Raw genomic sequence first — 25,548 nt, 5'->3', positions numbered from 1 at the left:
GCTTTGGGGTTCACGAGACCGGGCGGGCCCGCACACACCACCACGCCGCCCCCTTTGTGAGGGGGCGGCGCGGTGTTGGGGAGGCGGTGCGGTCAGCGGGATGTTGCCGACGTCACCGAGGTCACGTTGTCGCGGGTCAGCAGGCGGCGGAAGTCCGCGGGGGCCGAGGTCTTCACCCACCACAGCATCTTCAGGCGCTTGGGGATGGTGAAGTGGTAGACCTTGGCCTCGGGGTCACCGAAGGCGTACAGCGGCGGGATGAACTTCTCCCGGCGCAGTTCGGCGAAGATGCCGTCGGCCGCCGGCGCGGCCGACAGTTCGCCGGCGCCCACGCGCTCGATCGTCCTGAGCGAGCGGTCGATGATGCCCCGCAGTCCCTCGGGTACGTGGAACCAGATGCCGCCGAGCTCGAAGCGCTCCACCGGCGTCCAGTCCCGCCCGTGGCTCGCCTCGACGTCAAGACGGGCCCGCTTGAGCGAGAGGTCGGCGAGGATCTGCCAGAGCAGCCAGACCCGGGAGAAGGCGTTCCAGAGCCGGAAGTCCTGGCTCGCGATGCGGGCGCCGGCCAGCCACCGGTCGTTGAAGGCGGCGAGCTCGTCCTGGAAGGCGGCGATGCGCGCGAAGGGCGCGGTCGAGAAGTCGTCGCGGCGCACCGCGGGGACGAGGGCCGTGGCGAGGGCGTGGACCAGCTCCGCGGCCATGGTGACGTCACGGGAGAGGAACATGTCGTTGCGTGCCGCGGTCCGCTCCAGCGCGAACCAGCGGTCGCCGTGGGTGCGGGCGGCGGTGCGCTGGTACAGCGGGGCGCTCGTCCAGGGCCGCACCGCCTGCGCGGAGGCGAACTGCCGTGCCAGGTCGGGGTACTGCTCGACCACGACCCGGAAGGCCTTCTCGGGGTCCTCCGGAAGGTGCTCCCAGCGGCCGGGGTCGAGGCTGAGCGTCACGCCGGTGGCGGGGTTGGCGCCGTCGCGGTGGTTGTCGAAGCGGACGAGCTGGATCCAGCCGCCGTCGAAGATGTGGTGCACCGTGCCCTGGGACCAGGCGGTGGTGCGCGGATAGTCCGTTGCGCTGCGCACCTCCTCGAAGCGGGCGACGCCCGTCATATGGGTGGCGACGACCCTCGAGCGCAGGGCGAGCCGGGGCTCGGTGTCGTCGCCGCCGTTGCGGGCCAGCAGGGGGGAGCCGGGGCCGCTGACGTCCACGATGTAGCGGGCGCGCCACACATGGCCGTCGCTGGTCTCGACCCGGGCCCCGTCGACATCGGTCCAGGCGTCGGTCGCGTGCACGCCGTGGTTGAGCACGGCGGCGCCGTAGCGGTGTGCCAGGCGCACGGTGTACATGTCGACGCTGCGCCGCTCCAGGTGCCATTCGGCATGCTCGCCGGGCACGTTGAACTGCACGCTCTCGTCGGGGCGTTGTTCCTCGCCCGGGCGGTGGTAGAGGAAGCCGAGGCTCTTCTTGATGCCGCTGTCCCGGCGGATGTCCTCGGGCAGGTCCGGGAAGAGGCCGAAGGCCGCGATCTCCGGGATGCCGAAGCGCTTGGCCAGCAGCAGGAAGACCTCGGCCGTGTACGGGACCGTGGTCTCCCCGGAGGCCTCGGTGCGGTCGTGTGCGGACGGTACGAGCAGGACCCGCACGCCCTGCTTCGACAGCACGGCGCCGAGCAGGCCGCCCGCGAGCGTGCCGCCGAGGATGGCCACGTCGTACTTCTCCGCGGGATCGGGGGCCCGGGCGCTGCCCGGGTCGGGCAGTGCGGCCGCCTGGGATTTCGTCACGCTCTCCTCCTGATGTCTGGCATGTCGTTCGTGTACGGCGCGAGTTCGCCGTAACAGCCCTGTGGCCGACGGGACATGACGTCCCGTCGGCCTGAAGCGGGCCCCCTCGGCCCGCTCAGAAGATGCGCTTGCCCTTCACGAAGTGCTTGATCGCCTCGACCGCGGTTCCCACCATGTACGGCCGCATGTCCTCGGGCGCCTTGGTGCGGGACCAGAGCAGCATGTTGCGCAGCCGCTTGGGACTCGGGTCGATGAACCTGACGTCACGCTGTGCGATTTGCAGGGAGGGCGGAATCCAGTCGGCCTGGCGCAGCTTGGCGAACAGCTTGTCCGCGGCGTCCTGGGAATCCATTTCCCCGGCGTCGACGGCCTCGCAGTAGTCGGCCATCTCGTCGAAGATCTCCCGGTACTCGGGCTTGTCCGGCCACCACAGGCCGGGGCTCGGCACGTCCTCCATCGCCTTCCAGATCTCCGGGTCGTTCTGCCGCCGGGCCTTGAGGTCCTCGTGGATGACGCGGAAGGCGCCGGGCAGGGAGCCGTAGCTCCAGATCCGGAAGACCGCGTTCCAGAGGTCGTAGTCCGAGAAGCTGATGAACGCGGAGTTGACCAGGCGGTCGTTGAAGTGGAGCAGGTTCTGCTCCAGCTTCTCGACGTACTCGAACTGTGCCGGGTCGAAGTCGTCCCGCTTCAGCGCCCGGATCAGGCGCCAGGCGAGCACATTGAGGATCTCGGAGGTATTGGACAGACCGCGCGAGAACAGCGGGTCGACGAAGCCGGCCGCGTGCGGCAGCAGGATCCAGCGCTCGCCGACGACCTGCTTGGACGAGTACTGCAGCCGGCCGGTGCTGACCCAGGGGCGGACGCTGCGCGCGTTGGCCAGCTGCCGCTTGACCAGCGGGAACCGGTCGACGTGGTGCCAGAACTCCTCCTCGGCCGTCATGTCGCTGGGCTTGGGGTAGCGACGCGGGTCGAGCTGGAGTCCGACGCTGCACAGCGGGTTGGTGCTCTTGGGGTGGTTGTCGAACGGGATGATCCAGAACCAGCCGCGGTCGAACATGTGGTGCATGGTGCCCTCGTGCCAGGGCCGCGGGGGCACATCGTTCGGGCCCATCCGCGTGTGGTCGTCGACGCGGTCGACGTTGATCATGTGGGTGAAGATCGAGCGGGCGTGGTGCTTGAGCTTGGTCGGCTCGTCCCGCAGGCCCAGCTGTTCGGCGAGCGGGGAGCGGAATCCACTGCCGTCGACGACGAAGCGGGCCCGGTGAGTCGTACCGTCCTCACCGATGACCGTGACGCCGTCGTCGTCGAAGTCCACCTTGTCGACGCGGTAGTTCTGCAGCGCCTCGCAGCCGTACTTCAGGGCCACATGGAACAGATACTGGTCGATGTCCTGGCGGAAGTAGTGGCTGGCCAGGTGGAGGACCTTCGGCAGCCGGAACTGGTTGATCTCCCGCGGGTCGGGCTCCTGGCCGTCGCGGTGGATCATAAAGCCGAAGTGCCGCTTCAGTCCGGAGGAGGTGCTGATGTACTTGTTGCACTCCTCCAGGCTGCCGAGGTGACCGATCTCCGGCACGCCGTAGCGGTGGGCGAGCATCCTCAGGTGGACCAGCGTGTAGCCGACGGTGGACTCGCCGATGGCGAACCGCGGGTGGGAGCCGGCGTCCATGAGCAGGACCTTGTTTCCGGCCTTGGCCAGGATGGCGCCGAGGACGGAGCCGGCCAGGCCGGTACCGAGGATGACGACGTCGTAGGTGTCGTTCGACTGCTGCTTCATCTCACTCCTCGTCTCGGTGGCCATCAGCTCGCGCTCGCGTTCCGCTGCTTGATGACCCGGCCGATCACCGGCCAGTACGCGGCCATGTGCTTCAGCTCCTCGGTGACCTTGAACTCCTCCTTGTCGAACCGCTTGCGCAGGAAGAGGGTGAGACCGTCGTAGACCAGCTCGCCGATCTCGTCCGGGGCGTCCTTCTTGGCCCACTGCAGCGTCTGGAGGACCTTGACCGTGGTGGCGTCCGTCCAGTGGTTGTCGGGGTCGGCGAGACCGAAGGCGGGGGGCACGAAGTCGGCCGCGCGCAGCTGCGCGAGGATCTCCTCCGAGGCGTCCCGCGGATCGACCTCCCCCTTCTGGACCTCCTGCACCAGGCTGCTGACGTTCTTCAGCAGCTGGCGGACCGGGGCGTAGTCGGGGATGGCGCCGTCCGGGGCCTGGCGCTCCAGCCGTTCGAGACCGGCCGGGTCCCGGCGGTCCAGGTAGGTGGCGTAGGCCCGGTTGATCTCGAAGGTGGCAAGGATCTGGCCGAGCGACCACACGCGGAACCACGCGTTCCACAGGAACCAGCTGCCGAACGAGGTGTACGCGTTGGCCACCAGGTCGTCGTTGAAGTCGAGCAGACCCTGCTCGAGCTCCTGGACGTACTCGAACCGCTCGACGGAGAAGTTGTCCTCCTTGATGGCGTCCAGCAGGCGCCAGCCGAGCGCGTGGATGATCTCCATGGTGTTGGAGAGACCGCGCGAGAAGAGCGCGTCGACGAAGCCGGCCGCGTGCGAGGTGAGGCACCAGCGGTAGCCGACGGTCTGCTTGGAGGAGTACTGGAGCCGACCGGTGCGCACCCAGTCCCGGGTCGCGACCGCGCCCTCGAACTGCGGGGCGATGTCCGGGTACTTGGCGATGAAGGCGCGGAACTCCTCCTCGGGGGAGAGGCCTTCGGGCAACGGGTGGATCCGCGGGTCCAGGTTGATGCCGACGCTGCACAGCGGGCTGGTGGACAGCGGGTGGTTGTCGAAGGGGATGACCCACATCCAGCCGCCCTCGAAGAGGTGGTGGAGGGTGCCCTCGCTCCACGGGCTGGGGTTCTGGTGCGTGTCCTTGGGCAGCGTGTCCTCGTACGGCTTCACACCGATCATGTGTGTGAAGAGCGAACGGGACTGGTGGCGCAGCCGGCTGGGCTCCTCGCGTACGCCGAACTTCTGGGCCAGCGGGGAGCGGTGACCGCTCGCGTCCACCACGAACTTGACCCGCACCGGGTCACCCTTGTCGGGGATGACCGTGACCCCGTTGTCGTCGATGTCGACATCGACGATCTTCGTCTGCTGGCGGATGTCGGCGCCGTACTTGATGGCGACGTTCACCATCCAGGCGTCGGTGTCCTGACGGAAGAAGTGGTTCTCGGTGTGCGTGATCTTCGGGATGGGGAACATGCTGGTTTCCAGCGGGTTCTGCCGTGCGCCCTCGCGGTGGTAGAGGAAGCCGAAGTTGCGCTTCACCCCGCAGTTGGTGGAGATCTTCGACTGCACGGCCTCGAAGGTCGTCAGCCACTTGATCTCGGGCACGTTGTACCGCTCGCTGACCAGCCGCATCATCATCGACGTGTACGGAATGGTCGACTCGCCGATGGCGAAACGGGGGTGCGTGCCGGCGTCGAGCACGATCACCTTCGCGCCGTTGCGGGCGAGGCACGCGGCCAGCGTCGTACCAGCAAGACCGGACCCGAGAATGGCCACGTCGTACTGCGGTGCCGCCATGGGTTTTGGCGTGGTGGCAGGGGGCATCAGATCTCTCCTCAGTGGTCCCGGCATCCGTTTCGGCACACCGTAAGAACGCCCGCTTGAGGCAGACTCGGCCACCGCTCAGGGCCACCGCACTTCAGCCCGGCCACCGTCCACGGCGTACCGCCGCCGTCGTGGGGCGGCGGCACGCCGGGCGGACCGGGTGCTGGGTCAGGCCTGGATCCAGCGGAGATAGGTGTTGGACAGCTCGGCCTGGGCGCGGGCACGGGTGCCCGCCCAGGCGCAGTAGCCGTCGGGGCGGATCAGGATGACCTCCGGCTTGCGCCACTGTCCGGAGTCCGCGACGACCCGGCCGGCGAGGCGGACGAGGTTGACGTCCGTCTCCGGTACCGAAGGCAGCAGCGGGGCACCGGTGCCGGAGTCGATCAGGACGAACCCGCCCTGGCGCAGCGCCTCGTGGACCCGCTGCGGGGTGCCGCGCCCGGCGATCTTCAGATCGGGGACCCGGGTGCCGACGAGGGGCGAGGCCCCGGCGGCGGCGCCCATCGACGGGTAGCTGGTGTAGATGCCCGACAGATGCCCGACCGCCGTCTGGTGGGTGGCGGGGACCCGGCTGGCCACGGTCATCACGGCCTTGCGGGCGATCCGTGCGGGCAGCCGGTCGGACGTCATCATGCGGGTGGCGATGTCCGTCACCTTGATCACGCCCTGCGACACCCGGCGCCGCTCCTCGGCGAAGGTGTCGATGAGGTCGTCGGCGGACCGCCCCTTGACCACCGCGCTCAGCTTCCAGCCGAGGTTCATGGCGTCCTGGATACCGAGGTTGAGCCCCTGGCCGCCGAGCGGGGAGTGGACGTGCGCGGCGTCACCGGCGATGACCATGCGGCCCTTGCGGTAGAACGACGCCTGCCGCTCCTGGATGTGGAAGCGCGAGGTCCACAGCGGCTCGCTGGGCCGCATGTCCTTCCCGAACAGCTTGCGCAGGGTCTGGTCGACCTCGGCGAGCGTGACGGGGTTGTCCGACCAGGGCTTGTCCCGGTCGATGACGCCCATGCGGTACCAGCCGTTGCCGAAGTCGGTCGCCACCACGAGCCCGGCACGGCCGACGCGGATCAGCAGCTGGTCGTCGAGCGGGGTGCCCAGCTTCACATCGGCGACGATGATCGTGTACGGGTAGGTCGCGCCGGTGAACTCGGCACCCATGGCCTCCCGCACCCGGCTGCGCGAGCCGTCGCAGCCGACCAGCCAGGAGGCGGTCTCCTCCCACTCCCGGCCGTCCTGCTCCAGGGTGACGGAGACGATACGGCCTTCCTGCCGGCAGTCGGTGAGCGCGACCCCGCGGTCCACGACCACTCCGAGACCGGTGGCGCGCTTCTCCAGGATCTCCTCGGTCTCGCCCTGCGGAATGATGGTCAGCTGCCCGTAGTCGGTGGCGAGCCGCCCCATGTCGAAGAGCGAGTCACCTAGCGACACCCGCACCCGCGGCACCGGGTTGGCGCGGGCCAGCACCTCTTCGGCGAGCCCGCGCATGTTCAGGACCTCCATGGTCCGTCCGTGCAGTCCGAGCGCCCTGGATTCCCTGGTGCGGTCCTCGCGACGCTCGACCACCCGGCAGCGCACGCCGGCCATGGCGAGTTCCCCCGCCAGCATCAGACCGGTGGGGCCGGCGCCGGCGATGATCACGTCGTACGCGGCGGTCTTTTTGTCCACAACGATGGCCTCTCTTGTCTGGGTTGCCGCGGATGTGGCCGACGCGGCGGCGTCGGGGCCGGCGGCCGTCTGGGCAGGAGGTTCCGGCGCCGTCAGAAGATGCGCCTGCCCTTCAACTTCGCCTTGACCGCCTCACGAGCATTGCCTTGCATCATCCGCTTGACCACTGGGTCGGCCTCGGTGGCCAGCCAACGCGCGGTCTTCGCCATCACCTTGGCGTTGGGGATCATGAAGCGCAGGTCCCGCTCGGCGAAGCCGAAGTGCTTGGGCACGAAGTTCGCGCTCTCCAGCTGCGCGTAGACCGTGTCCGCCGCTTCCTTCGCGGTGACCTTGCCGGCCTCGTAGGCCAGGCACTCCTCGATCAGGCTGTCGTACAGACCCTTGAAGCCGTCGTGGTCGGGCCAGTACAGACCGAGGTGCGGGGCCTTCTCCAGGTCCTTGAAGTGCTGGTCGCGGCCGTCCTTGAAGTACTTGAACAGGCCCTCGGACAGCCGGTAGGTGCCCGCGTTGGCACCCCAGGACCAGATCCGGTAGACGGCGGTCCACAGGTCGTAGTCGCTGAAGGAGATGAAGGAGGCGTTGACGAGCGAGTCGTTGTAGTCGAACAGCCCCTGCTGCATGCGGTCGACGTAGTCGAAGCGCTCGCGGGAGAAGTCGCCGTCCTTGACGGCGTCCAGCAGTCGCCAGGCGAGGCTGTTGATGGCCTCGGCGGTGTTGGACAGGCCGCGGGAGTAGAGCGGGTCGATGAAGCCGGCCGCGTGGGAGAGCAGGAACCAGCGGTCGCCGGCGCACTGCCGGGAGGAGTACTGCAGACGGTCGGTGGAGGTCCAGGAGCGGACCGGGCGCGCGCCCTCGAACTGGCGGGCGATGTCCGGGAAGCGCGCCGCGTGGTGGTAGAACTCCTCCTCCGGCGTCATGTCCGCGGACTTGGGGTACGTGCGCTCGTCGAGGGTCAGGCCGACGCTGCACAGCGGGTTGCGGGAGACGGGGTGGTTGTCGAAGCCGATCACCCAGAACCAGCCGCGCTCGAAGAGGTGGTGCACCGTGCCCTGGTACCAGGGCGAGGGCGGGGTGTCCTCGGGGGCGCGGTCGAAGAGCTCGTCGGTGGGCCGTACCCGCGTCATGTGGTTCCAGATCGACCGGGAGTGGTGGCTGAACCGGCAGGGGTCCTCGCGCAGGTTGAACTTCTCGGCCAGCGGGGAGCGGTGACCGCTCGCGTCGACGACGTACCGGGCGCGGTACTGCTCGCCCTCGGCGGTGCTCAGGGTGACGCCCGCGTCGTCGAAGTCGACATCGGCGACCCGGAAGTTCTGCCGGGCCACGGCGCCGTACTTCAGGGCGACGTGGTACATGTACGCGTCGGTGTCCTGCCGGTACAGGTGGCTCGCCTCGTGCAGCAGCCCGGGCGTACCGAACTGGTTGACCTCTTGCGGGTCCTGCGGCTGGCCTTCGTGGTGCAGCAGGAAGCCGAAGTGCTTCTTCACCCCGAACCTGGGTCCGAGCACCTTGGTGGCGTTGGTGAAGGTCGCGAGCGTCTTGATCTCCGGCACGTCGTAGCGCTCGGCTATGGTGCGCAGGCAGACCAGCGTGTACGGGATGGTGGACTCGCCGATCGCGAAGCGCGGGTGGGCCGAGGCGTCCAGGAGCAGCACCTTGACGCCGTTGCGGGCGAGGACTGCGGCGAGCATGGAGCCGGCGATGCCGGACCCCAGGATGGCCACGTCATGCACGGGGGACGAGCCGCCGGCCGAGGTCGGGGTGTCGGACATGAGGAACTCCTGAGGAATGTGGAGCCGATGGGAGGTCGGGCTGTGTTCGGGTGCGGTCACTTGGGCTCGGGCACGCGCAGCGCCCGCCCGATCAACGGCCAGCCCGCGGCGATGTGGGTGAGCTCCTCCGAGATCTTGAACTCGTCCTTGTCGAAGCGCTTCTTGATGAAGAGCGTCAGCCCCTCCCAGGTCAGATCCCCGATCTCCTTGGGAGCCTGGGTCCGCGCCCAGTGCAGGGTCTGCAGGATCTTGGCCGTCGACGCGTCGGTCCAGTGGTTGTCCGGGTCGGCCAGGCCGAAGGCGGGCGGCACGAAGTCGGCGTCCCGCAGCAGCTGGATGAGGATGTCGGCTGCCTCGCGGTGGTCGCGGTGCCCGTTCTGGACCTCCTGGACCGTCTCGCTCATGGCCTTGAGCAGTTCCCGGGCCGGCGCGTAGTCGGGGATGGCGCCGTCGGGTGCCTGCCGCTCCAGGCGTTCGAGAACCTTCGGGTCGTGGTTCTCCAGGAAGCGGGCGTAGGAGCGGTTGATCTCGAAGGTGGCCAGGATCTGGCCGAGCGACCACACCCGGAAGTAGGCGTTCCACAGGAACCAGCTGCCGAACGAGGTGTACGCGTTGGCCACCAGGTCGTCGTTGAAGTCCAGCAGGCCCTGCTCGAGCTCCTGGACGTACTCGAACCGCTCGACGGAGAAGTCGTCCTCCTTGATGGCGTCCAGCAGCCGCCAGCCCAGCGCGTGGATGATCTCCATGCTGTTGGACAGACCGCGCGAGAAGAGCGCGTCCACGAAGCCGGCCGCGTGCGAGGTCAGGCACCAGCGGTAGCCGATGGTCTGCTTGGACGAGTACTGCAGCCGCCCGGTGCTCACCCAGTCCCGGGTCGCGACCGCGCCCTCGAACTGCGGGGCGATGTCCGGGTACTTGGCGATGAAGGAGCGGAACTCCTCCTCGGGGGAGCAGTCCGGCTTGGGGTGGATGCGCGGGTCGAGGTTGAGGCCGACGCTGCACAGCGCGTTGGTGGCGCGCGGGTGGTTGTCGAAGGGGATGACCCACATCCAGCCGCCCTTGAACATGTGGTGGAGGGTTCCCTCGCTCCACGGGCTGGGGTTGTGGTGGGTGCCCTTGGGGACGGTCGCCTCGTACGGCTTCACGCCGACCATGTGGGTGAACAGGGAGCGGGACTGGTGGCGCAGCCGGCTGGGCTCCTCGCGTACGCCGAACTTCTGGGCCAGCGGCGAGCGGTGACCGCTCGCGTCCACCACGAACTTGACCCGCACCGGGTCGCCCTTGTCGGGGATGACCGTGACGCCGTTGTCGTCGATGTCGACATCGACGATCTTCGTCTGCTGACGGACCTCGGCGCCGTAGTTGACGGCCACGCCGAGCATCCAGGCGTCGGTGTCCTGGCGGAAGAAGTGGTTCTCGGTGTGCGTGATCTTCGGGATCGGGAACTCGTTGGTCTCCAGCGGGTTCTGCCGGGCGCCCTCGCGGTGGTAGAGGAAGCCGAAGTTGCGCTTCACCCCGCAGTTGGTGGAGATCTTCGACTGTACGGCCTCGAAGGTCGTCAGCCACTTGATCTCCGGCACGCCGTACCGCTCGCTGACCAGTCGCATCAGCATCGAGGTGTACGGGATCGTCGATTCGCCTATCGCGAAACGGGGGTGCGTGCCGGCGTCGAGCACGATCACCTTCGCCCCGTTGCGTGCGAGGCACGCGGCCAACGTGGTTCCGGCCAGGCCTGACCCCAGGATGGCCACGTCGTACTGCGGTGACGTGGGGTGCATCGAGCGGAGGGCGGCAGTCGGCATGAGCCTCTCCTTAGCCGTTTTTAGCCCTTCGGGCTTTCGTTTCGGCCAAGCTAGAAGCAGCCCCTCAAGGCTCGCTCACATTCCGGTCAGGCTGATCTATAACCGCGGGTAACCGCACGTTTAGTCACACAAACGCCCGCGGTCGACCATCCGTCACGCCTTAGAACAACAGATGAACACAGCAGGACGACCAACAACACAACGGCCGACCTCCCCCGAAGGGGAAGCCGGCCGTTGTGTTCGGTCGAGAACTCAGCCGAGGTGCGCCATGGGAGACCCGTGCGAGGCCTCCCCCGGCGCCGGCTTCGGCGTGTTCATCAGCGCGGCCAGGATCACCGCACCGCACGCCATGATGGCCCCGGCCCAGGTGAAGGCGGTGGTGAAGCCCTCCACCATCGCCGCCTGCACCACGGCAGGGTCCTTCGCCTGTGCGCCGTGCTCGGCGAGGGACTCGGCGGCCGCGTCCGCGGCCAGCGTGCTGAGCAGCGCCGTACCGATGGAACCGCCGATCTGCTGGGCGGTGTTGACGCTGCCGGAGGCCACACCGGCGTCCTCGTCGGCGACCCGGTAGGTCGCGTAGTTGACGGACGGCGCGATCAGCAGACCCATACCCGCGCCCAGGACGAACAGGGCGGGCATGACGGTGCCCCAGTAGGAGGAGTCGGCGTCCAGCGCGGCCAGCCAGAACAGCGCGGTGGCCGCGATGACCATGCCGGGCACCACCATGGCGCGCGGCGGGACCTTGGGCAGGATCTTGGGCGACAGACCGCCGGCGAACATGCCGACGCCGACCGGCATCGGCAGGAAGGCCAGACCGGTCTCCACCGGCGAGTACCCCTTGACCAGCTGGAGGTAGAAGGTCAGGAAGAACAGCGCGCCGAGCATGGCGATCATGCCGACAGCCATGGCGAGGTAGGCGCTGCCACGGGTGCGGTCGGCGATCACCCGCAGCGGCAGCAGCGGATGCGAGGAGCGGGCCTCGACGGCGATGAACGCCCCCAGCAGCACGGCCCCGGCCACGAACAGACCGATCACCAGACTGGAGTCCCAGCCCTCGGACTCGGCCTCGCTGCACGCGTACACGACGGCGACCAGGCCACTGGTGACCAGCAGGACGCCGGGGATGTCGAAGCGGGCGCGCACCGCGGCGCGCTGCTCCGGGCCGAGGTAGAGCACGCCGAACGCGGCGAGCACGGCGATCGGCGCGTTCACGTACATGCACCAGCGCCAGTCCATGTACTCGGTGAGGAAACCACCGAGCAGCAGACCGATGACGGCACCGCTGGCCACGATGGAGCCGAAGATGCTGAACGCCTTCGCCCGTTCCTTCTGGTCGGTGAAGTTCACCGAGATCAGGGAGAGCGCGGTGGGGGCCAGCAGGGCGCCGAAGACACCCTGGAGGGCACGCGCGGTGAGCAGCAGCTCGATGTTGCCGGCCGCGCCGCCCAGGCAGGAGGCGATCGCGAAGCCGGCCAGGGCGATCAGGAAGGCCCGCTTGCGGCCGGTGTAGTCGGCGATACGGCCACCGAGCAGCAGGAGGCTGCCGAAGGCCAGGGTGTACGAGGTGACGACCCACTGCCGGTTCTCATTGGAGAAGGCGAGGTCGGACTGCATCTCCGGCAGCGCGATGTTCACGATCGTTATGTCGAGAACCACCATCAGCTGGGCCAGGCAGATGAAGACGAGGGCCGTCCAGCGCTTGGGGTTCGCTAACGGGGCCGCTCCGACGGCGGTACCGCCGGGGACCCGGTCTTCGGATGTGGTCATGGGGGGAGATGCCTTTCTCCGTCGTGTTCCGCGGCCCCCAGCGGGGGCCGCGGTCCTTTGCTCGGCCGGGCGGGTCGGCCGCCGCAAGGGGCGGGGGCGTCACCGCGACATGAATTCACCCGTTGATGGATTCATCCTGCCATGAATTATTCTCCCTGCGCGACGGTGCAGGCAAGTACCCAGTTCGGACCATCCACCCGAAGTAGAGCGAGAGCAGTGACTCGTCAAGCGGAGGACAAGCGATACCCGACCCTGCCAGCGCCTGCACAGTGTTCGTGGCGTCGTAGTCGATGGCCTCCTCGCCGCCGACGACGAACTCCTCGACCACCCCCATGACGGGGTGCAGCTCGTTGTCGTTGACGCCGAAGGATTCCTGCAGCGCCCCCCACCACTGCTCCACCGGCACCGTGCGGAACTCCCAGCCGTGCCGCGCCATCGCGGACAGCAGCTCCTTGAAGGCCGCCTTGCGCCGGTTGACCAGGTGGTACGTCAGCCCCCACTCGTGCGCCCCGCGGGAGATCCGCACCAGGGCCGAGGTGACATAGTCGACCGGGGTCATCTCGATCTCCAGATCGAGATCCGGAGCCATCCCGAGCTGCACACAGCCCTTGATCACCCGGGTGGTGAAGTGCGTGGTCAGACAGGCCCCGGTGCGCGAGTCGCCGAGCACCCGGCCGGGCCGGTGCATATCGACCGGGATACCGCGCTCCTGCGCCTGGCGGACCAGCAGCTCGGCCGCCCACTTGGTCTGGACATATCCGGTCACCAGCTTCCCGGCGCCGAGGATGTCGTCACCCTCGCCGATCACGGTACGGCCGTCGGCGGGGATGCCCCAGATGCCGTACGTCGACACGTACGAGACCGGGATCTGCGTCGGGCCCGCGCAGGCGAGCCGGATGATCTCCTCGGTGCCGATCAGGTTCGCGGGGCGCAACTGCTCGTAGGTGTAGGAGAAGTTGACCCAGGCGCCGTTGTGGTAGATCCCGTCCAGCGAGCCGGCGAGCCGGGTGAAGTCCGCGTCCGTCAGGCCCAGTCGGGGCTTGCCCAGGTCGCCGGGGACGACCGTGATCCGGTCCTCGGCGCCCTCGCGCCAGGGCAGGTACTGCTCCAGGTTCTGCCGGATCCGGGCCAGGCCCGACTCCGGTGTGTCACACCGGACCAGGCAGTGCACGGTGGCCTCGGTGGTGCCGAGCAGCTCGTCGAGGATGTAGGCCCCGAGGAAGCCGGTGGCGCCGGTGAGCAGGACGTTGCGCGGGTCGGTGTAGCCGTCGCCGAGCGGTCCGGCCGGCACGATCGCCGGGTCGAGGGAGACATCGGCGGCGATGAGCGCCGGCTCCGTCCAGTCCGCGGCCGGCTCAGGGGCGGCCTCGCCCTCGCCGCCGAGCTCGGTGTCGAGCAGCCGCACCCAGTCCTCCAGCGCGGTCCGCTCGAAGAACTGGCCGGGACGCACGCTGATGCCCAGATCGCCCTTGCAGCGCTTGACGACCTCCATGACCATCAGCGAGTCCAGGCCGTGCGACATCACGTCCGCCTCGGGCAGCACCGACTCCGGCTCCACCGCCAGCACCTCGCCGAGCACCTGCTGGAGATAGCCGGTCAGCACGGTCGTACGGCCTGCCGGGTCGGCGCCCTCCAGGGCCTGGAGCACCGCGGTCGACGTACCCGAGCCGATGCCCTCGTCGATCTCGACGGTGCGCAGCACCGGACGGTCGGCGCGGGCCTCCATGACCGGCTTGTACACCGACCAGTCGGCGGCGCACACCACGGCCTGCGGGGCGTCCCCGGCGAGCAGGGCGTTCAGCAGCTTGAGGCACTGCGGTGCGGACAGGGTGCGCAGACCGGTGGAGGTCAGGAACTCCAGGACGTCGGCGCCGAACAGGTTCGACGCCAGCTCCCACGGTCCCCAGCTCACGGTGAGCGCGGTCAGACCCTGGGCGCGCCGGTACTCGGCGAGCGCGTCGAGGAAGGAGTTGGCGGCGGCGTAGCTGGTCAGGTGCTGCGAGCCCCAGGTGGCGGCGATCGAGGAGAAGCCCAGGAAGAAGTCGAGCTCGAGTCCCTCGGTCAGCTGGTGCAGCAGCCAGCCGCCGACCACCTTGGACCGCCACACCGCGTCGTACTCGTGCGGATCCGACACCGGGATGTCCCGCAGGAACTGCGGTACGGAGGCACCGGCCGCGTGCACCACACCGCGCAGCGGCCGAAGGCCCGTCGCCAGGCCCTGGATCACCGGCAGCATGTCCTCGATGTCGTTCACGTCGGCCGCGACCACGTCGACCTGCACGCCGGTCTCCTCCAACGAGGTGACGAAGTCGACGCGTTCGCGGACGGAGCCGGTGAGGGCGGGGTCGTTCCACTGGTGGCGGGGCGGCAGCGGGGTGCGGCCGAGCAGGACGAGCTTGCCCGCGCCGCTGTCGGCGAGATTGCGGGCCAGGGTCTGCCCGATGCCGCCGAACGCGCCGGTGATCAGATAGGTGCCCTGCCGGTCGATCCGCGGCCGCCGCTGGAGTTCCTCGGCGGTCAGCGGGAACTTCACCAGACGGGCCACCCGGCGGGTCTGGCCGCGCAGTGCCTGCTGGTCCTCGGCGGCGGTGTCGGCGAGCGCCGCGACCAGCGCCGCGCCCTCGTCGGTCTCCCCCGCCGCCGGGTCCAGGTCGATGGCCCCGGCCCAGTGCTCGGGGTGCTCCAGCGCGACCACCCGGCCAAGGCCCCACAGCGTTCCGGCGAAGGGCGAGGTGACGCCCTGTTCCGGCAGCGCGGGCACGGCGCCCCGGGTGACCAGGCTGAGCCCGGTCTTGGTGCAGGCCGAGCGGGCGGTCATGCCCTGGACCAGGGCGACGGCGGCCAGTTCGGAGCGGTCCCGGAAGGCGGTGAGCGACTCGGCGTCGGCGGCGTCCGGGCGCGGCGCGTCCAGGCCGGTCAGCAGCACGACCCGGTGCGGGGCGACCCCGTCGGGCAGTTCGCGCAGCCAGTCGTCCAGGTCGGCGGCGCCGGACTCCTCGATCCGGCAGTGCGCACCGCGGGCGCGCAGGGCCGTGGCCAGCCGGCGGGCGGTGCCGGTGCGGTCGGGCACCAGCAGCCAGCTCTGCCCGGACAGGTCCGGTTCGGCGGTGGCCGGTTCGATCTCCTGCCATTCGAGCCGGGTGAGCAGCTCGTCCGGGTGCCGCCAGGGCGCCGGGGCGGGGGCGGCGGTCGCCGGCTGGCTGACGACCATCAGCTCGCGGATGCCGCCCAGGTAGGCGCCGTCCTCGGCGAACAGGTCGACGCTGCCGCAGACCGTGCCGGGCTCCTTGCCCGGCTGGGCGATGGCCCGGATGTAGCGGGCGCCGTCCAGGGATTCGAGGGTGGCCTCGACGACCCGCCCGGCGAAGCCCGCCTCGCTGAGCCCCGCGTCCCAGGACACGGCCGCGACAGCCGCGTCGAAGACCTGCACGGCGTGGTCGGCGGTCTCCCCGCTGTCCAGGCCGAGGGCCACCAGCACGCCCTCGTCACCGCGGTGCGCCGAGACGACGGCACCGATCAGGGCGTCCGACAACGACGCGGTCTCGTAGTGGACTTCGTCGCTGTACTCCTGCCCGGCCAGCGTCGGGGCGTTGCTGCCGGAGTGCCGCGAGCGGGTGCTCGCCCGGCGCCGCAGGAGCGCGCGGGCATGCCGGGTCCAGGGTGCTCCGGCGGCCGCCTCGGCCGGGGTCTGGCTGTGCAGTTCGACGATCGCGCAGCCGTCGTCGTCGCCGTTGACGGTGATCTGCAGGACCCGCCCGGCCCGGTCCATCGGCGGCGGCTGGAACACATCGAGCTTCTCGACGCAGGACCACACTCCGCCGAGCGCGTCCGCGGCCGCCGCCCGCGCCGCGCGGCCCAGCGAGCCGACGGGCAGGAACCGGAAGCCGTCCGATCCGGTGCGCGCGAAGCGGTCCCAGTCCGGCGCGTCCAGCTGGAGCTCATAGGTCGGTACGGCACTGTGCAGCCGGATCCCGGCCTGCGGCACCGGAGTGCCCGCCGAGGCCCGGGGCGCCTCACGGCGCTCCTCGTACCAGTAGCGCTCGCCGTGCCAGGGGGTGACCGGCAGGGCCACCCGACGCGGAGTGCGGCCCGAACCCGAGTGCACCGCCGTCCAGTCCACGGTCTCGCCGCGCAGATGCAGCAGACCAAGCGCCCGCTGGACGGCGGTGCGGTCCTCGGGTGCGCCGGCCCTCGGCTTGTACAGGGACGGCACGTACAGGCAGTCGCCGTCCAGCCCGGTGCGTTCCCCGATGCCGCTGAGCACCGGGGCGGGTCCGATCTCCAGGAAGGTGCGGGCCCCTTCCGCGTGCAGCGCGGTCAGGCCGTCGTGGAAGCGGACCGTGCCGGCCGCGTGCCGCACCCAGTACTCCGGGCCGCTGTCCTCGGCGGTCCAGGCGCGTCCGGTGTGGTCGGAGATCAGCGGCAGGTTTGGCATCCGGTAGGTCAGCGACTCGGCGACCGCGCGGAACTCCGCCAGCATCGGCGCCAGCAACGGGGAGTGGAAGGCGTGGCTGACGGTCAGCCGGGTGGTGCGCATCCCGCGCTGCTCCAGCGCCGTGCGGACCGCGTCCACATCGGCGGCGGCGCCCGAGATCACCACGCTGGAGGGGCCGTTGACCCCGGCCAGCGACACGGTGTCGCGGTAGCCGGCGATGGCCGCGCGGGCCGTGGCCTCGTCGCAGTCCAGGGCGGCCATCGCACCGCCCGCGGGCAGCGCGGCCATCAGGGCGGCGCGCGCCGCGACCAGACGGACGGCGTCCGGCAGTTCGAAGACACCCGCGATACAGGCGGCGACGATGCCGCCGATGCTGTGGCCGAGCAGTCCGCTGGGCTTGAGCCCCCAGGACTGCCACATCCGGGCGAGCGCGTACTCGACCGCGAACAGCGCGGGCTGGGTGTAGCGGGTGTCGTCGACCGGGGATTCCTGGCCGGGCTCCGGCCACACCACGGACGCCAGCGGGCGGTCCAGGTGCGCGTCGAACAGCTCCGCGGCCTCGTCGAAGGGGGTGCGGAAGGCGGGTTCGTCGGCAAGGCCGCGGGCCATTCCGGCGTACTGCGAACCCTGGCCGGTGAACAGCCAGGCCGTCTTGCGGTGCTTGTGGACGGGGAGTTCGGCGGTGACGACGCCGGAGGCACGCTCACCGCGCGCGAACGCCTCCAGCGCGTCGGCGAGTTCGCCTCCGGTGGAGCCGGTGACGGCGACTCCGTTGCGCTGCCGGGACCGGCCGACCTGGCTGGTCCAGCTGATGTCGGCGAGCGGCTCCTCGGGGTGGTCGCGCAGATGCCCCGTGTACCGTCCGGCCAGTTCGGCGAGACCCTCGGCGGAGTGCGCGGACAGGGTCAGCACCTGGGGTCCCGCGGACGCCGGGGGCTCGGCCTTCACGGGCGGCGCGCTGATGACGGCGTGCGCGTTGGTGCCACTCGCGCCGAAGCTGCTGATGCCGCCGATCCGGGGCCGGTCGCCGGTGGCGCCCCAGGGGCCGCCGTCCTTGGTTACCTCGACGTTCAGCTTGCCCCAGTCGACGTTCGGGTTGGGGTCGTTGAAGTGCAGGTGCGGCGGGAGGTGGCCGTGCTGGAGGGCGAGGACCAGCTTGAGTACACCGGCGATGCCGGCCGCCGACTCCAGGTGGCCGATGTTGGTCTTGATCGAGCCGACCTTCAGCGGGCTGTCCGCCGGGCGGTTGCGGCCGATCACGGCCTGCAGGGCCCTCAGTTCGATCGGGTCGCCGAGCGAGGTGCCGGTGCCGTGCGCCTCGATGTAGTCCACGTCGCCGGGGGCGATGCCCGCCTGCTCCAGGGCGCCCCGGATGACTCCCTGCTGGGCGGCCGGGTTGGGCACCGTGAGCCCGCTGCTGCGCCCGTCGTGGTTGACGGCCGAGCCGCGCACCAGGGCCAGCACCGGGTCGCCGTCGCGCAGCGCGTCGGAGTAGCGCTTGAGGACGACCACACCGGCGCCCTCGCCGCGCACATAGCCGTTCGCGCTCGCGTCGAAGGTCTTGCAGCGCCCGTCCGGGGAGAGCCCGCCGAACTTGCTCATCATGACGAAGCCGTACGGCGAGAGCATCAGGTTGACGCCGCCTGCGAGCGCCATGTCGCACTCGCCGGTGCGCAGGTCCTGGCAGGCCTCGTGCAGCGCGACCAGGGAGGAGGAGCAGGTCGTGTCGACGACCTTGCTCGGTCCCATCAGGCCGAGGGTGTAGGAGATCCGTCCGGCCACGAAGCTGGGCTCGCCCACCAGTTGGTAGGCGTCGACGTCCCGGATGTCTCCCTCGCTCTGCCGCAGCCGGGCGTAGTCGGTGGTGGAGACGCCGAAGTAGACGCCGGTGGCGCTGCCGGTCAGCCGGTCCGGCGCGTAGCCGGCCCGCTCCAGCGCCTCCCAGGAGACCTCCAGCACGATCCGCTGCTGCGGGTCCATGCCGACGGCCTCGCGCGGCGAGATACCGAACACGCCGGGCTCGAACAGGTCCACGCGCTCGTCGAGGAAGCCGCCCTGCGTGACGTACGCCTTGCCGGGCTGGTCGGGGTCGTCGTCGAAGACCGCCTGCGCGTCGCCGCGTTCGGCCGGGAAGTCCCGGATGGTGTCGGTGCCGTCGGCCAGCATCCGCCACAACGACTCGGGGCTGTTGGCGCCGCCGGGGAGCCGGCAGCCGAGTCCGATGACGGCGATCGGCTCGTCCAGCGGGCGGCTGCGGTTCTTCGCCAGCTCGCCCTGGAGCTTCTCGATGGTGCGGACGGCTTCGACGAGGCGGGCCCGGTAGTCCGGGGTCGTCATGGTCAGTCTCCCTCGGTCAACAGGGCTTCGGACGACGCCAGGGCGTCGTCGAGACGGCTCAGCAGGGAGTCGTCGTCGAGGTCTGCGAGATCTTCGGCCGGTTCCTCCGGGGCTGCGGTCGCCGCGGCGGGTTCGGTCGTGTCCTGCGGTTCGGTGAGCACCTCGTCGAGGACGAAGCGGGCGAAGGACGTGACGTTGGGGCACTCGAACATGACGGTGCCGGGCAGTTCGAGGCCCAGCTCGCGCTCGGCGCGCTGCTTGAGGTCCTGCGAGAGCACCGAGTCCATGCCGAGGTCGAAGAAGCCCTGGTCGGGGGCGACATCGGCCTCCTCGCCCAGCACCTGCGCAACAAGCTTGAGCAGCAGGTCGACGAGCCGCTCCTCCCGCCGGTCGGGCGACAGCGCGAGCAGTTCGGTGGCGAGATCACCGGCGGGCTCCGGTGCGGTCTCGGCCGCGGGTTGCGGCTCGGACTGCGGCCGGGGTTCCACCGAGTAGGCAGTGTCCACCCAATAGGCCTTGCGCTGCCAGGGGTAGGCGGGCAGCGGCACCGGGCGGTGCGGTCCCGGCACCAGCCGGTCCCAGTCGACGCTCACACCGTGGGCGTGCAGCGCGGCCGCCAGTTCCAGCAGTTCGACCGGGCCGAGGTAGGCCTTCTCGACGCCGCTGGGCTGACGTTTGCGCGGCGCGGTGAGCTGGGCCGGGACGTTCTCGCCGGGTTCGGCCGCCGCGTCCAGGGCGGCGCCCAGCATCCGGATCGCCCGGCTGCCGGTGCCGATGTCCAGCAGGACGTCGGTGCCGGCCACGATGACCTCGTTGGCCAGCGACGACCAGCCGTCCGCGGCGGAGTGGCGGGCCACCCGCGCCCCGTCGGGCTGGGCGGGGACGGGCACCCCGGCCGCGAGCAGCCGTACGGCGTTCAGGAGCGTGAGATCGCCCGCGACCACGGCGGCGGCGTACTCGCCTATGTCCCAGCCGACGACCGCGTCGGGCTGCACGCCGAGCGCCTTCCACAGGGCGGTCGTGGCGAGCTGGCCGGCGAACACCTCGCCGGCGTGCTCCACGCTGCCCGGGTGCGGCGGGCCCTCCGGCTCGCCGAGTTCGGCGCGCAGGGCCTCGTGGGCCTCGGCGAGGGCGGTGCGGTAGGTCTCGGCGGCCTCCGGGTCGCCGGCGAGCGCCTCCTCGTAGGCCGACATGTCGGCGGGGGTGCGGCCGTAGACGAACAGCACCGACGCCTCGTCGCGGGCCTGTACCGGGCGGGCCCGGTCGAGGGCGGCGAGGAGTTCGTCGCGGGTGCGTCCGACGGCGGTGATCCGGTGCGCGAGGTGGGCGCGGCGGGCGCCCGACGTCCAGCACAGGTCGGCGAGTTCGCTGTCGGCGGTGGCGGCGACGCGCTCGCGCATCAGGGCCACCGCCGCGGTCAGGGCCTCCGGTGTCGCGGCGGACACGGTCAGCACACAGGGCCGTACGGGCCGGGGTGCGGCCGGGGGCACCGGCTGCACGGGGGCCTCCTGGACCAGGACGTGGGCGTTGGTGCCGGTGAAGCCGAACGCGCTGATGCCGGCGATCCGGGGCTGTGCGCCGCGCGGCCACGGTACGGGGTCTGCGGCCACGTTCAACGGCAGCTTGGCCCAGTCCAGTTGGCGGGTCGGCTCGGACAGGTGGAGCTGGGCGGGGATACGCTCCCGGCCGAGCGCCAGCACCGTCTTGATCAGCCCGGTGACTCCGGCGGCGGCCTCCAGATGGCCGATGTTGGTCTTCACCGAGCCCACGACCAGCGGCTGATCGGCAGGGCGGCCCGTACCCAACGCCCCGGCGAGGGCGCGCAGTTCGACCGCGTCGCCGAGTCGGGTGCCGGTGCCGTGCGCCTCGACGTACGAGACCTCGTGCGGTGCGATTCCGGCCTGCTCCAGCGCGGTGAGGATGACCTCTTCCTGGGCGGTGCCGCTGGGCACGGTGAATCCGCCGCTGGCCCCGTCCTGGTTGACCGCGCTGCCGCGGATGATCGCGTACACCCGGTCACCGTCGCGCAGCGCGCTCGAGAGTTTCTTGAGGATGACCACACCCGCGCCCTCGCCCCGGCCGTAGCCGTCGGCGGAGTCGTCGAAGGTCTTGCACCGTCCGTCGGGGGCGAGCGCCCCGGCCGCCCCCATGGAGAGGAAGACCGTCGGGGTGGCCATCACATTCACCCCGCCGGCCAGCGCCAGCCGGCTCTCCCCCGCGCGCAGGCTCTGGCAGGCCAGGTGCACGGCGGTGAGGGAGGAGGAGCAGGCGGTGTCCACGGCGATGCTCGGACCGCGCAGTCCCAGGAAGTACGAGATCCTGCCCGCCGTAGCGCTGAAGGAGTTGCCGGTGCCGTAGTACAGGTCGACATCGGACTCGCGGCGGGTCACCAGCTGCTGGTAGTCGGTGGTGTTGAGACCGACGAACACACCGGTACGGGTGCCGCCGATCCGGTCGGCCGGAACCCCGGCGTCCTCCAGCGCCTCCCAGGCCACCTCCAGGAACAGCCGCTGCTGCGGGTCCATGGTGCGGGCCTCGCGGGGCGAGATCCGGAAGAAGGAGTTGTCGAATCCGTCCACCGCACCGAGGAAGGACCCCCGGGCAGGCACCCCGTCGAGGGCGGCGGCGTCCCAGCGCTCGGCAGGCACATCACCGCTGGCGTCAACGCGCTGATCGAGCAGCCGCCAGAAGTCCTCGGGCCCGGCGACACCACCGGGGAGGCGGCATCCGATACCGACGATGGCGATGGGTTCGACGGTGTCGTACTCGAAGCCGTCGTCGGGTTGGGGGACGGCGACCGGCTCCTTCGAAACGCCCGGTTCGGCAGCGCCGCCAAGGGGCGCGGGGCTGTATCGATCTGCGGCTCCGCCGCGGGGCGCGACCGGCTCAGACGGCGCCGCACCCGCCCCACTACCCGTCGCGGCACTCTCAGAGGCGCTCTCGCCGGCACTCTCAACGGAGTGCTCAGGCACAAGCGTCATGATGTAGTCCGTGAATCCTTCAATCGTGCCGTGAGCCAGCGCATCCGCCCCATCAACAGCGACATGCAGCTGCTCCGCCACCCGCCGCGCGAACTCCGCGACGGAGATCGAGTCGATACCCAACTCGAAGAACCCCCGAGTACGCGGCAGCCGCTTGCGCGGCCCGTGCCCGAGGACCTTGATGAGCATGGCGTGCACAGTGGACGCGACATGCTCCCGGTCGTGAGCAGCGGGCGCAGCCTCCTCGACGGGCTCCTCCGCAACGACGGCGGCCGGAGCCACAGGCACCGCGGCCGGAGTGACCGGGGCGACCGAAGTGACCGGCGTCGCGGACTCGGCGCCGGCCGCCAGCTCCGCGACCACCCGCCCACTCGCGTCCACCAGCCGCACCTCGGCCCGCAGTCCGTCCAGCTCGGCAGGCCCCGAGCCCTGCTCGCCCCGCTCCACGCCGTCCAGCCAGAACCGCTCATCGGCCCAGCGGTGCGGCGGCAGCGTCACCGGACGCACCGGTGAACCGTGCGCGGTGGCCCAGTCGATGTCGACGCCCGCCTCGTGCAGCGTGGCCCGGGAGCGGGCCAGCATGGTCGGACCGTCCTGGGCCCGGACCAGCGAGGAGACGACCGGTCCGCGCCGCTCGCGATGGGCGAGCGCGGACTGCAGCGGACGGGACAGCACGGGATGCGCGCCGATCTCGACGAACGCCGTCTCGCCCTCGGCCAGCAGCCCGTCCACGACGGGCCACAGCCGCACCGGCTCACGCAGGTTGGCGCTCCAGTACGCGGCGTCCAGCGGGGCGTCCTGGCCCGGCAGCGCGGTGGACAGGAATCGCACCGTGGGCGTGCTGGGCGTCAACCCCTGCAGCAGTTCGGCGAGTTCATCGGCGTAGGGCTGCATCAGCGGGGAGTGGAAGGCGTAGTCGACGGGGAGCGCGACCACGTTCACGTCGTCCTCGGTGAGGTCCCGGACCGCGGCCTCCACGGCCTCCTTGGGCCCGGCGATGACGACGGAGGCGGGCCCGTTCTCGGTGGCGACGACCACCTCGGGGTGCCGGGCGGCGAGCCGCTCGCGGACCTGGTCCGCGCCGAGCTCGACGTTGGCCATCCGGCCGGTGCCGGCGGCGCGGTGCATCAGCCGCCCGCGGTGGGCCACCAGCCGTACGGCGTCCTCGAGTTCGAGCGCCCCGGCCATGTGCGCGGCGGCGACCTCGCCCATGCTGTGGCCGATCACCGCGTCGGGGCGGACCCCCCAGGACTGCCAGAGCCGGCCGAGCGCGACCTGGACCGCGAAGATCGCGGGCTGGGCGACGTCGGTGGCCTTCACGCGGGCCGGGTCGGGGTCGCGCAGGACGTCGTAGAGGGACCAGCCGGCCTCGGAGAGCAGCAGGTCGTCGCAGTCGTCGAGGGTCTCGCGGACCACGGGCTCGGTCTCGGCGAGGTCGAGGCCCATACGCGGCCACTGCGAGCCCTGCCCGGAGAAGACATGGACGAGCTTCGGCGGGTTCTCGGCCGCCCGGCTGCCCTCGGCATCGCCCAGCGCCGCGGTGAGTTCGGCGGCGTCCTTGCCGACGACGGCGATCCGGTGCTTGAGGTGGGTGCGGCGCACGGCGGAGGCGGCCGCGGCCGGTCCGACCGGGTCGGCGAGCGTTCCGGCGTAGTCGGCGGCCAGCTTGCGCAGTCCCTCCGCGGTGGTCGCGGAGACGAGGAGGGTGTGCGGTCCGGCGGGGGCGCCGGTGCCGGCCGCGGTCTGCGGCGCGCTGCCGAGGACCACGTGCGCATTGGTGCCGGAGAGGCCGAAAGCGCTCACTCCCGCGGTCAGTGCAAGGTCCTCGCCGGGCAGCCGTACGTGCTCCACCGGGACGAGGGTCCCGGAGGACTCCCAGTCGATCATCGGGGCCGGGTAGACGTGGTGGATCTGCCCCGGGACCGTGCGGTGCCGCAGCACCAGCAGGGTCTTGAGCAGGCCCGCGATACCGGCGGCGGAGTCCATGTGCCCGAAGTGCGCCTTGTGGGAGCCGACCAGGAGCGGCTCCTCCGGGGGCCGGACCCGGCCGAGCACCTCGGTGAGCGCGGAGATCTCCAGCGGGTCCCCGAGCGGGGTGCCGGTGCCGTGCGCCTCCACGAACACCGGCTCCTCGGGCGCGATGGACGCCGACGCCAGCGCCGCGCGCAGCAGGTCCTGCTGGGCGAGGGCGTTGGGGGCGGTCAGTCCGGCGCTGCGGCCGTCCTGGTTGACGGCCGAGCCACGGATCAGCCCGTGGATGCGGTCGTGGTCGCGCACGGCGTCGGCGTAGCGCTTGAGCACGACGACGCCGCAGCCCTCGCCGCGGACGATGCCGTCGGCGCGGGCGTCGAAGGGGCGGCACCGTCCGGTGGGGGACAGCGCTTGCACCTTGCCCATGAAAACGGAGAGTTCGGGCGCGACGATCACGTTCACGCCGCCCGCCAGCGCCGTGTCGGCCTCGCCGTTGCGCAGTGCCTGGCAGGCCAGGTGGACGGCGACCAGCGAGGACGAGCAGGCGGTGTTGACGGTCATCGCGGGACCGTGCAGCCCGAAGGTGTAGGCGATGCGTCCGGCGGCGAAGCTGAACTCCTTGCCGGAGGCGAAGTACGGGTCGATGGCGCGGATCCCGGAGGTCCGCGCGTGCAGCAGCAGATAGTCGGAGCCGAGGATGCCCATATGGACGGAGGTCCGGCTGCCTTCCCAGTCGCCGCGCGGCAGGCCCGCGTCCTCCATGGCCTCGGAGCACACCTCCAGCAGCAGCCGCTGCTGGGGGTCCATGCCCCGGGCCTCGCGTGGGGAGACGCCGAAGTAGTCGGCGTCGAACCGGTCGATCTCGTCGAGGAATCCGCCCTCACGGCAGTACGTGGTGCCCGGGTTGTGCCGGTCCGGGTGGTGGAAGTCCTCGCTCCAACGGTCGGCGGGCACCGGCGTGATGACGTCCACGCCGTCCATCAGCACCCGCCACAGCCCGTCGAGGTCGCGTACCCCGCCGGGGAAGCGGCAACCGGCCCCGACGACTGCGATGTCGTCGGGGCGCGGCTCGTACCGTCGGTTCTCAGCCATGGACCGGAGTACCTCCCATTGTGACCTGGCCACGTCGGCCGGCCAGGTATCCGGCGAGCGACCGGATCGTCGGATGCCGGACTAGTGCACGCGGGTCAACCTCGTCGCCGAGCCAGTCCGCCAGGGCCGTGGTGATCACCAGGCTGTCGGCAGAGTCGATGTCGAACTCGTCGAAGCACAGGTGAACCGACACCATCGCCGGGGGCAGCAAGGTCCTTTGGGCAATCTGCTCCACCAGCCAGTTCTCCACCGCTTCGGAAGTGATCTCCCTCGCAGGTCCGCTCACCGTGGCACCTCTCATCCTCAAGTGCGGCCGAAAGCGACGGTAGGGAGGCGGACTCAAGACGCCCTTGAGAGAGCGGGAGGTTGGCCGATGTTCGCCCCCGCGAGGGCGGTGAACGG

The 25,548-nt window shown here is 70.7% G+C and carries 10 protein-coding genes; all 10 read right to left on the bottom strand.

Translation table 11 applies throughout. The annotated features are described in order from the left end of the window. Nucleotides 1–92 precede the first annotated feature (92 nt). A complete protein-coding gene (locus tag OHT76_RS32035) occupies nt 93–1,775 on the bottom strand; it encodes an NAD(P)/FAD-dependent oxidoreductase (protein WP_328874318.1) in 1,683 nt (560 codons plus the stop codon). Nucleotides 1,776–1,890: 115 nt separating this feature from the next. After that, nucleotides 1,891–3,549 (bottom strand): NAD(P)/FAD-dependent oxidoreductase, encoded by a 1,659-nt coding sequence (locus OHT76_RS32030; protein WP_328874317.1) that lies wholly within the window; start codon nt 3,547–3,549, stop codon nt 1,891–1,893. A gap of 23 nt (nt 3,550–3,572) precedes the next feature. Then, on the bottom strand, nt 3,573–5,324 hold the full coding sequence (locus OHT76_RS32025) for an NAD(P)/FAD-dependent oxidoreductase (protein ID WP_328874316.1): 1,752 nt from the start codon (nt 5,322–5,324) through the stop codon (nt 3,573–3,575). A gap of 168 nt (nt 5,325–5,492) precedes the next feature. Further along, a complete protein-coding gene (locus OHT76_RS32020) occupies nt 5,493–6,992 on the bottom strand; it encodes an FAD-dependent monooxygenase (protein ID WP_328874315.1) in 1,500 nt (499 codons plus the stop codon). 92 nt (nt 6,993–7,084) lie between these two features. Continuing rightward, a complete protein-coding gene (locus tag OHT76_RS32015; protein WP_328874314.1) occupies nt 7,085–8,761 on the bottom strand; it encodes an NAD(P)/FAD-dependent oxidoreductase in 1,677 nt (558 codons plus the stop codon). Nucleotides 8,762–8,817: 56 nt separating this feature from the next. Then, nucleotides 8,818–10,563 carry an NAD(P)/FAD-dependent oxidoreductase gene (locus OHT76_RS32010; protein WP_328874313.1) on the bottom strand — a complete coding sequence of 582 codons (1,746 nt, stop codon included), beginning with the start codon at nt 10,561–10,563 and terminating at the stop codon, nt 8,818–8,820. A 252-nt stretch (nt 10,564–10,815) separates the two neighbouring features. Then, entirely contained in the window at nt 10,816–12,330 is a 1,515-nt protein-coding gene (locus OHT76_RS32005) for an MFS transporter (RefSeq protein WP_328874312.1), read from the bottom strand. A 115-nt stretch (nt 12,331–12,445) separates the two neighbouring features. Next, the gene (locus OHT76_RS32000; protein ID WP_328874311.1) at nt 12,446–19,102 is read right to left on the bottom strand and encodes a polyketide synthase; all 6,657 of its coding nucleotides are present in this window, start codon (nt 19,100–19,102) and stop codon (nt 12,446–12,448) included. Nucleotides 19,103–19,104: 2 nt separating this feature from the next. Next, entirely contained in the window at nt 19,105–25,146 is a 6,042-nt protein-coding gene (locus OHT76_RS31995) for a type I polyketide synthase (RefSeq protein ID WP_328874310.1), read from the bottom strand. Continuing rightward, nucleotides 25,139–25,432: an acyl carrier protein gene (locus OHT76_RS31990; RefSeq protein ID WP_328874309.1), complete on the bottom strand. Its 294-nt coding sequence runs from the start codon at nt 25,430–25,432 to the stop codon at nt 25,139–25,141. The genes OHT76_RS31995 and OHT76_RS31990 overlap by 8 nt, the downstream gene beginning before the upstream one ends. Between the last annotated feature and the right edge of the window lie 116 nt (nt 25,433–25,548).

Origin of the sequence: Streptomyces sp. NBC_00287 (assembly GCF_036173105.1) — a bacterium.
Taxonomy (GTDB): Bacteria; Actinomycetota; Actinomycetes; order Streptomycetales; family Streptomycetaceae; genus Streptomyces.
Note: the sequence above shows the minus strand (reverse complement) of the source record. Positions and strands in the feature narration are given on the sequence as shown.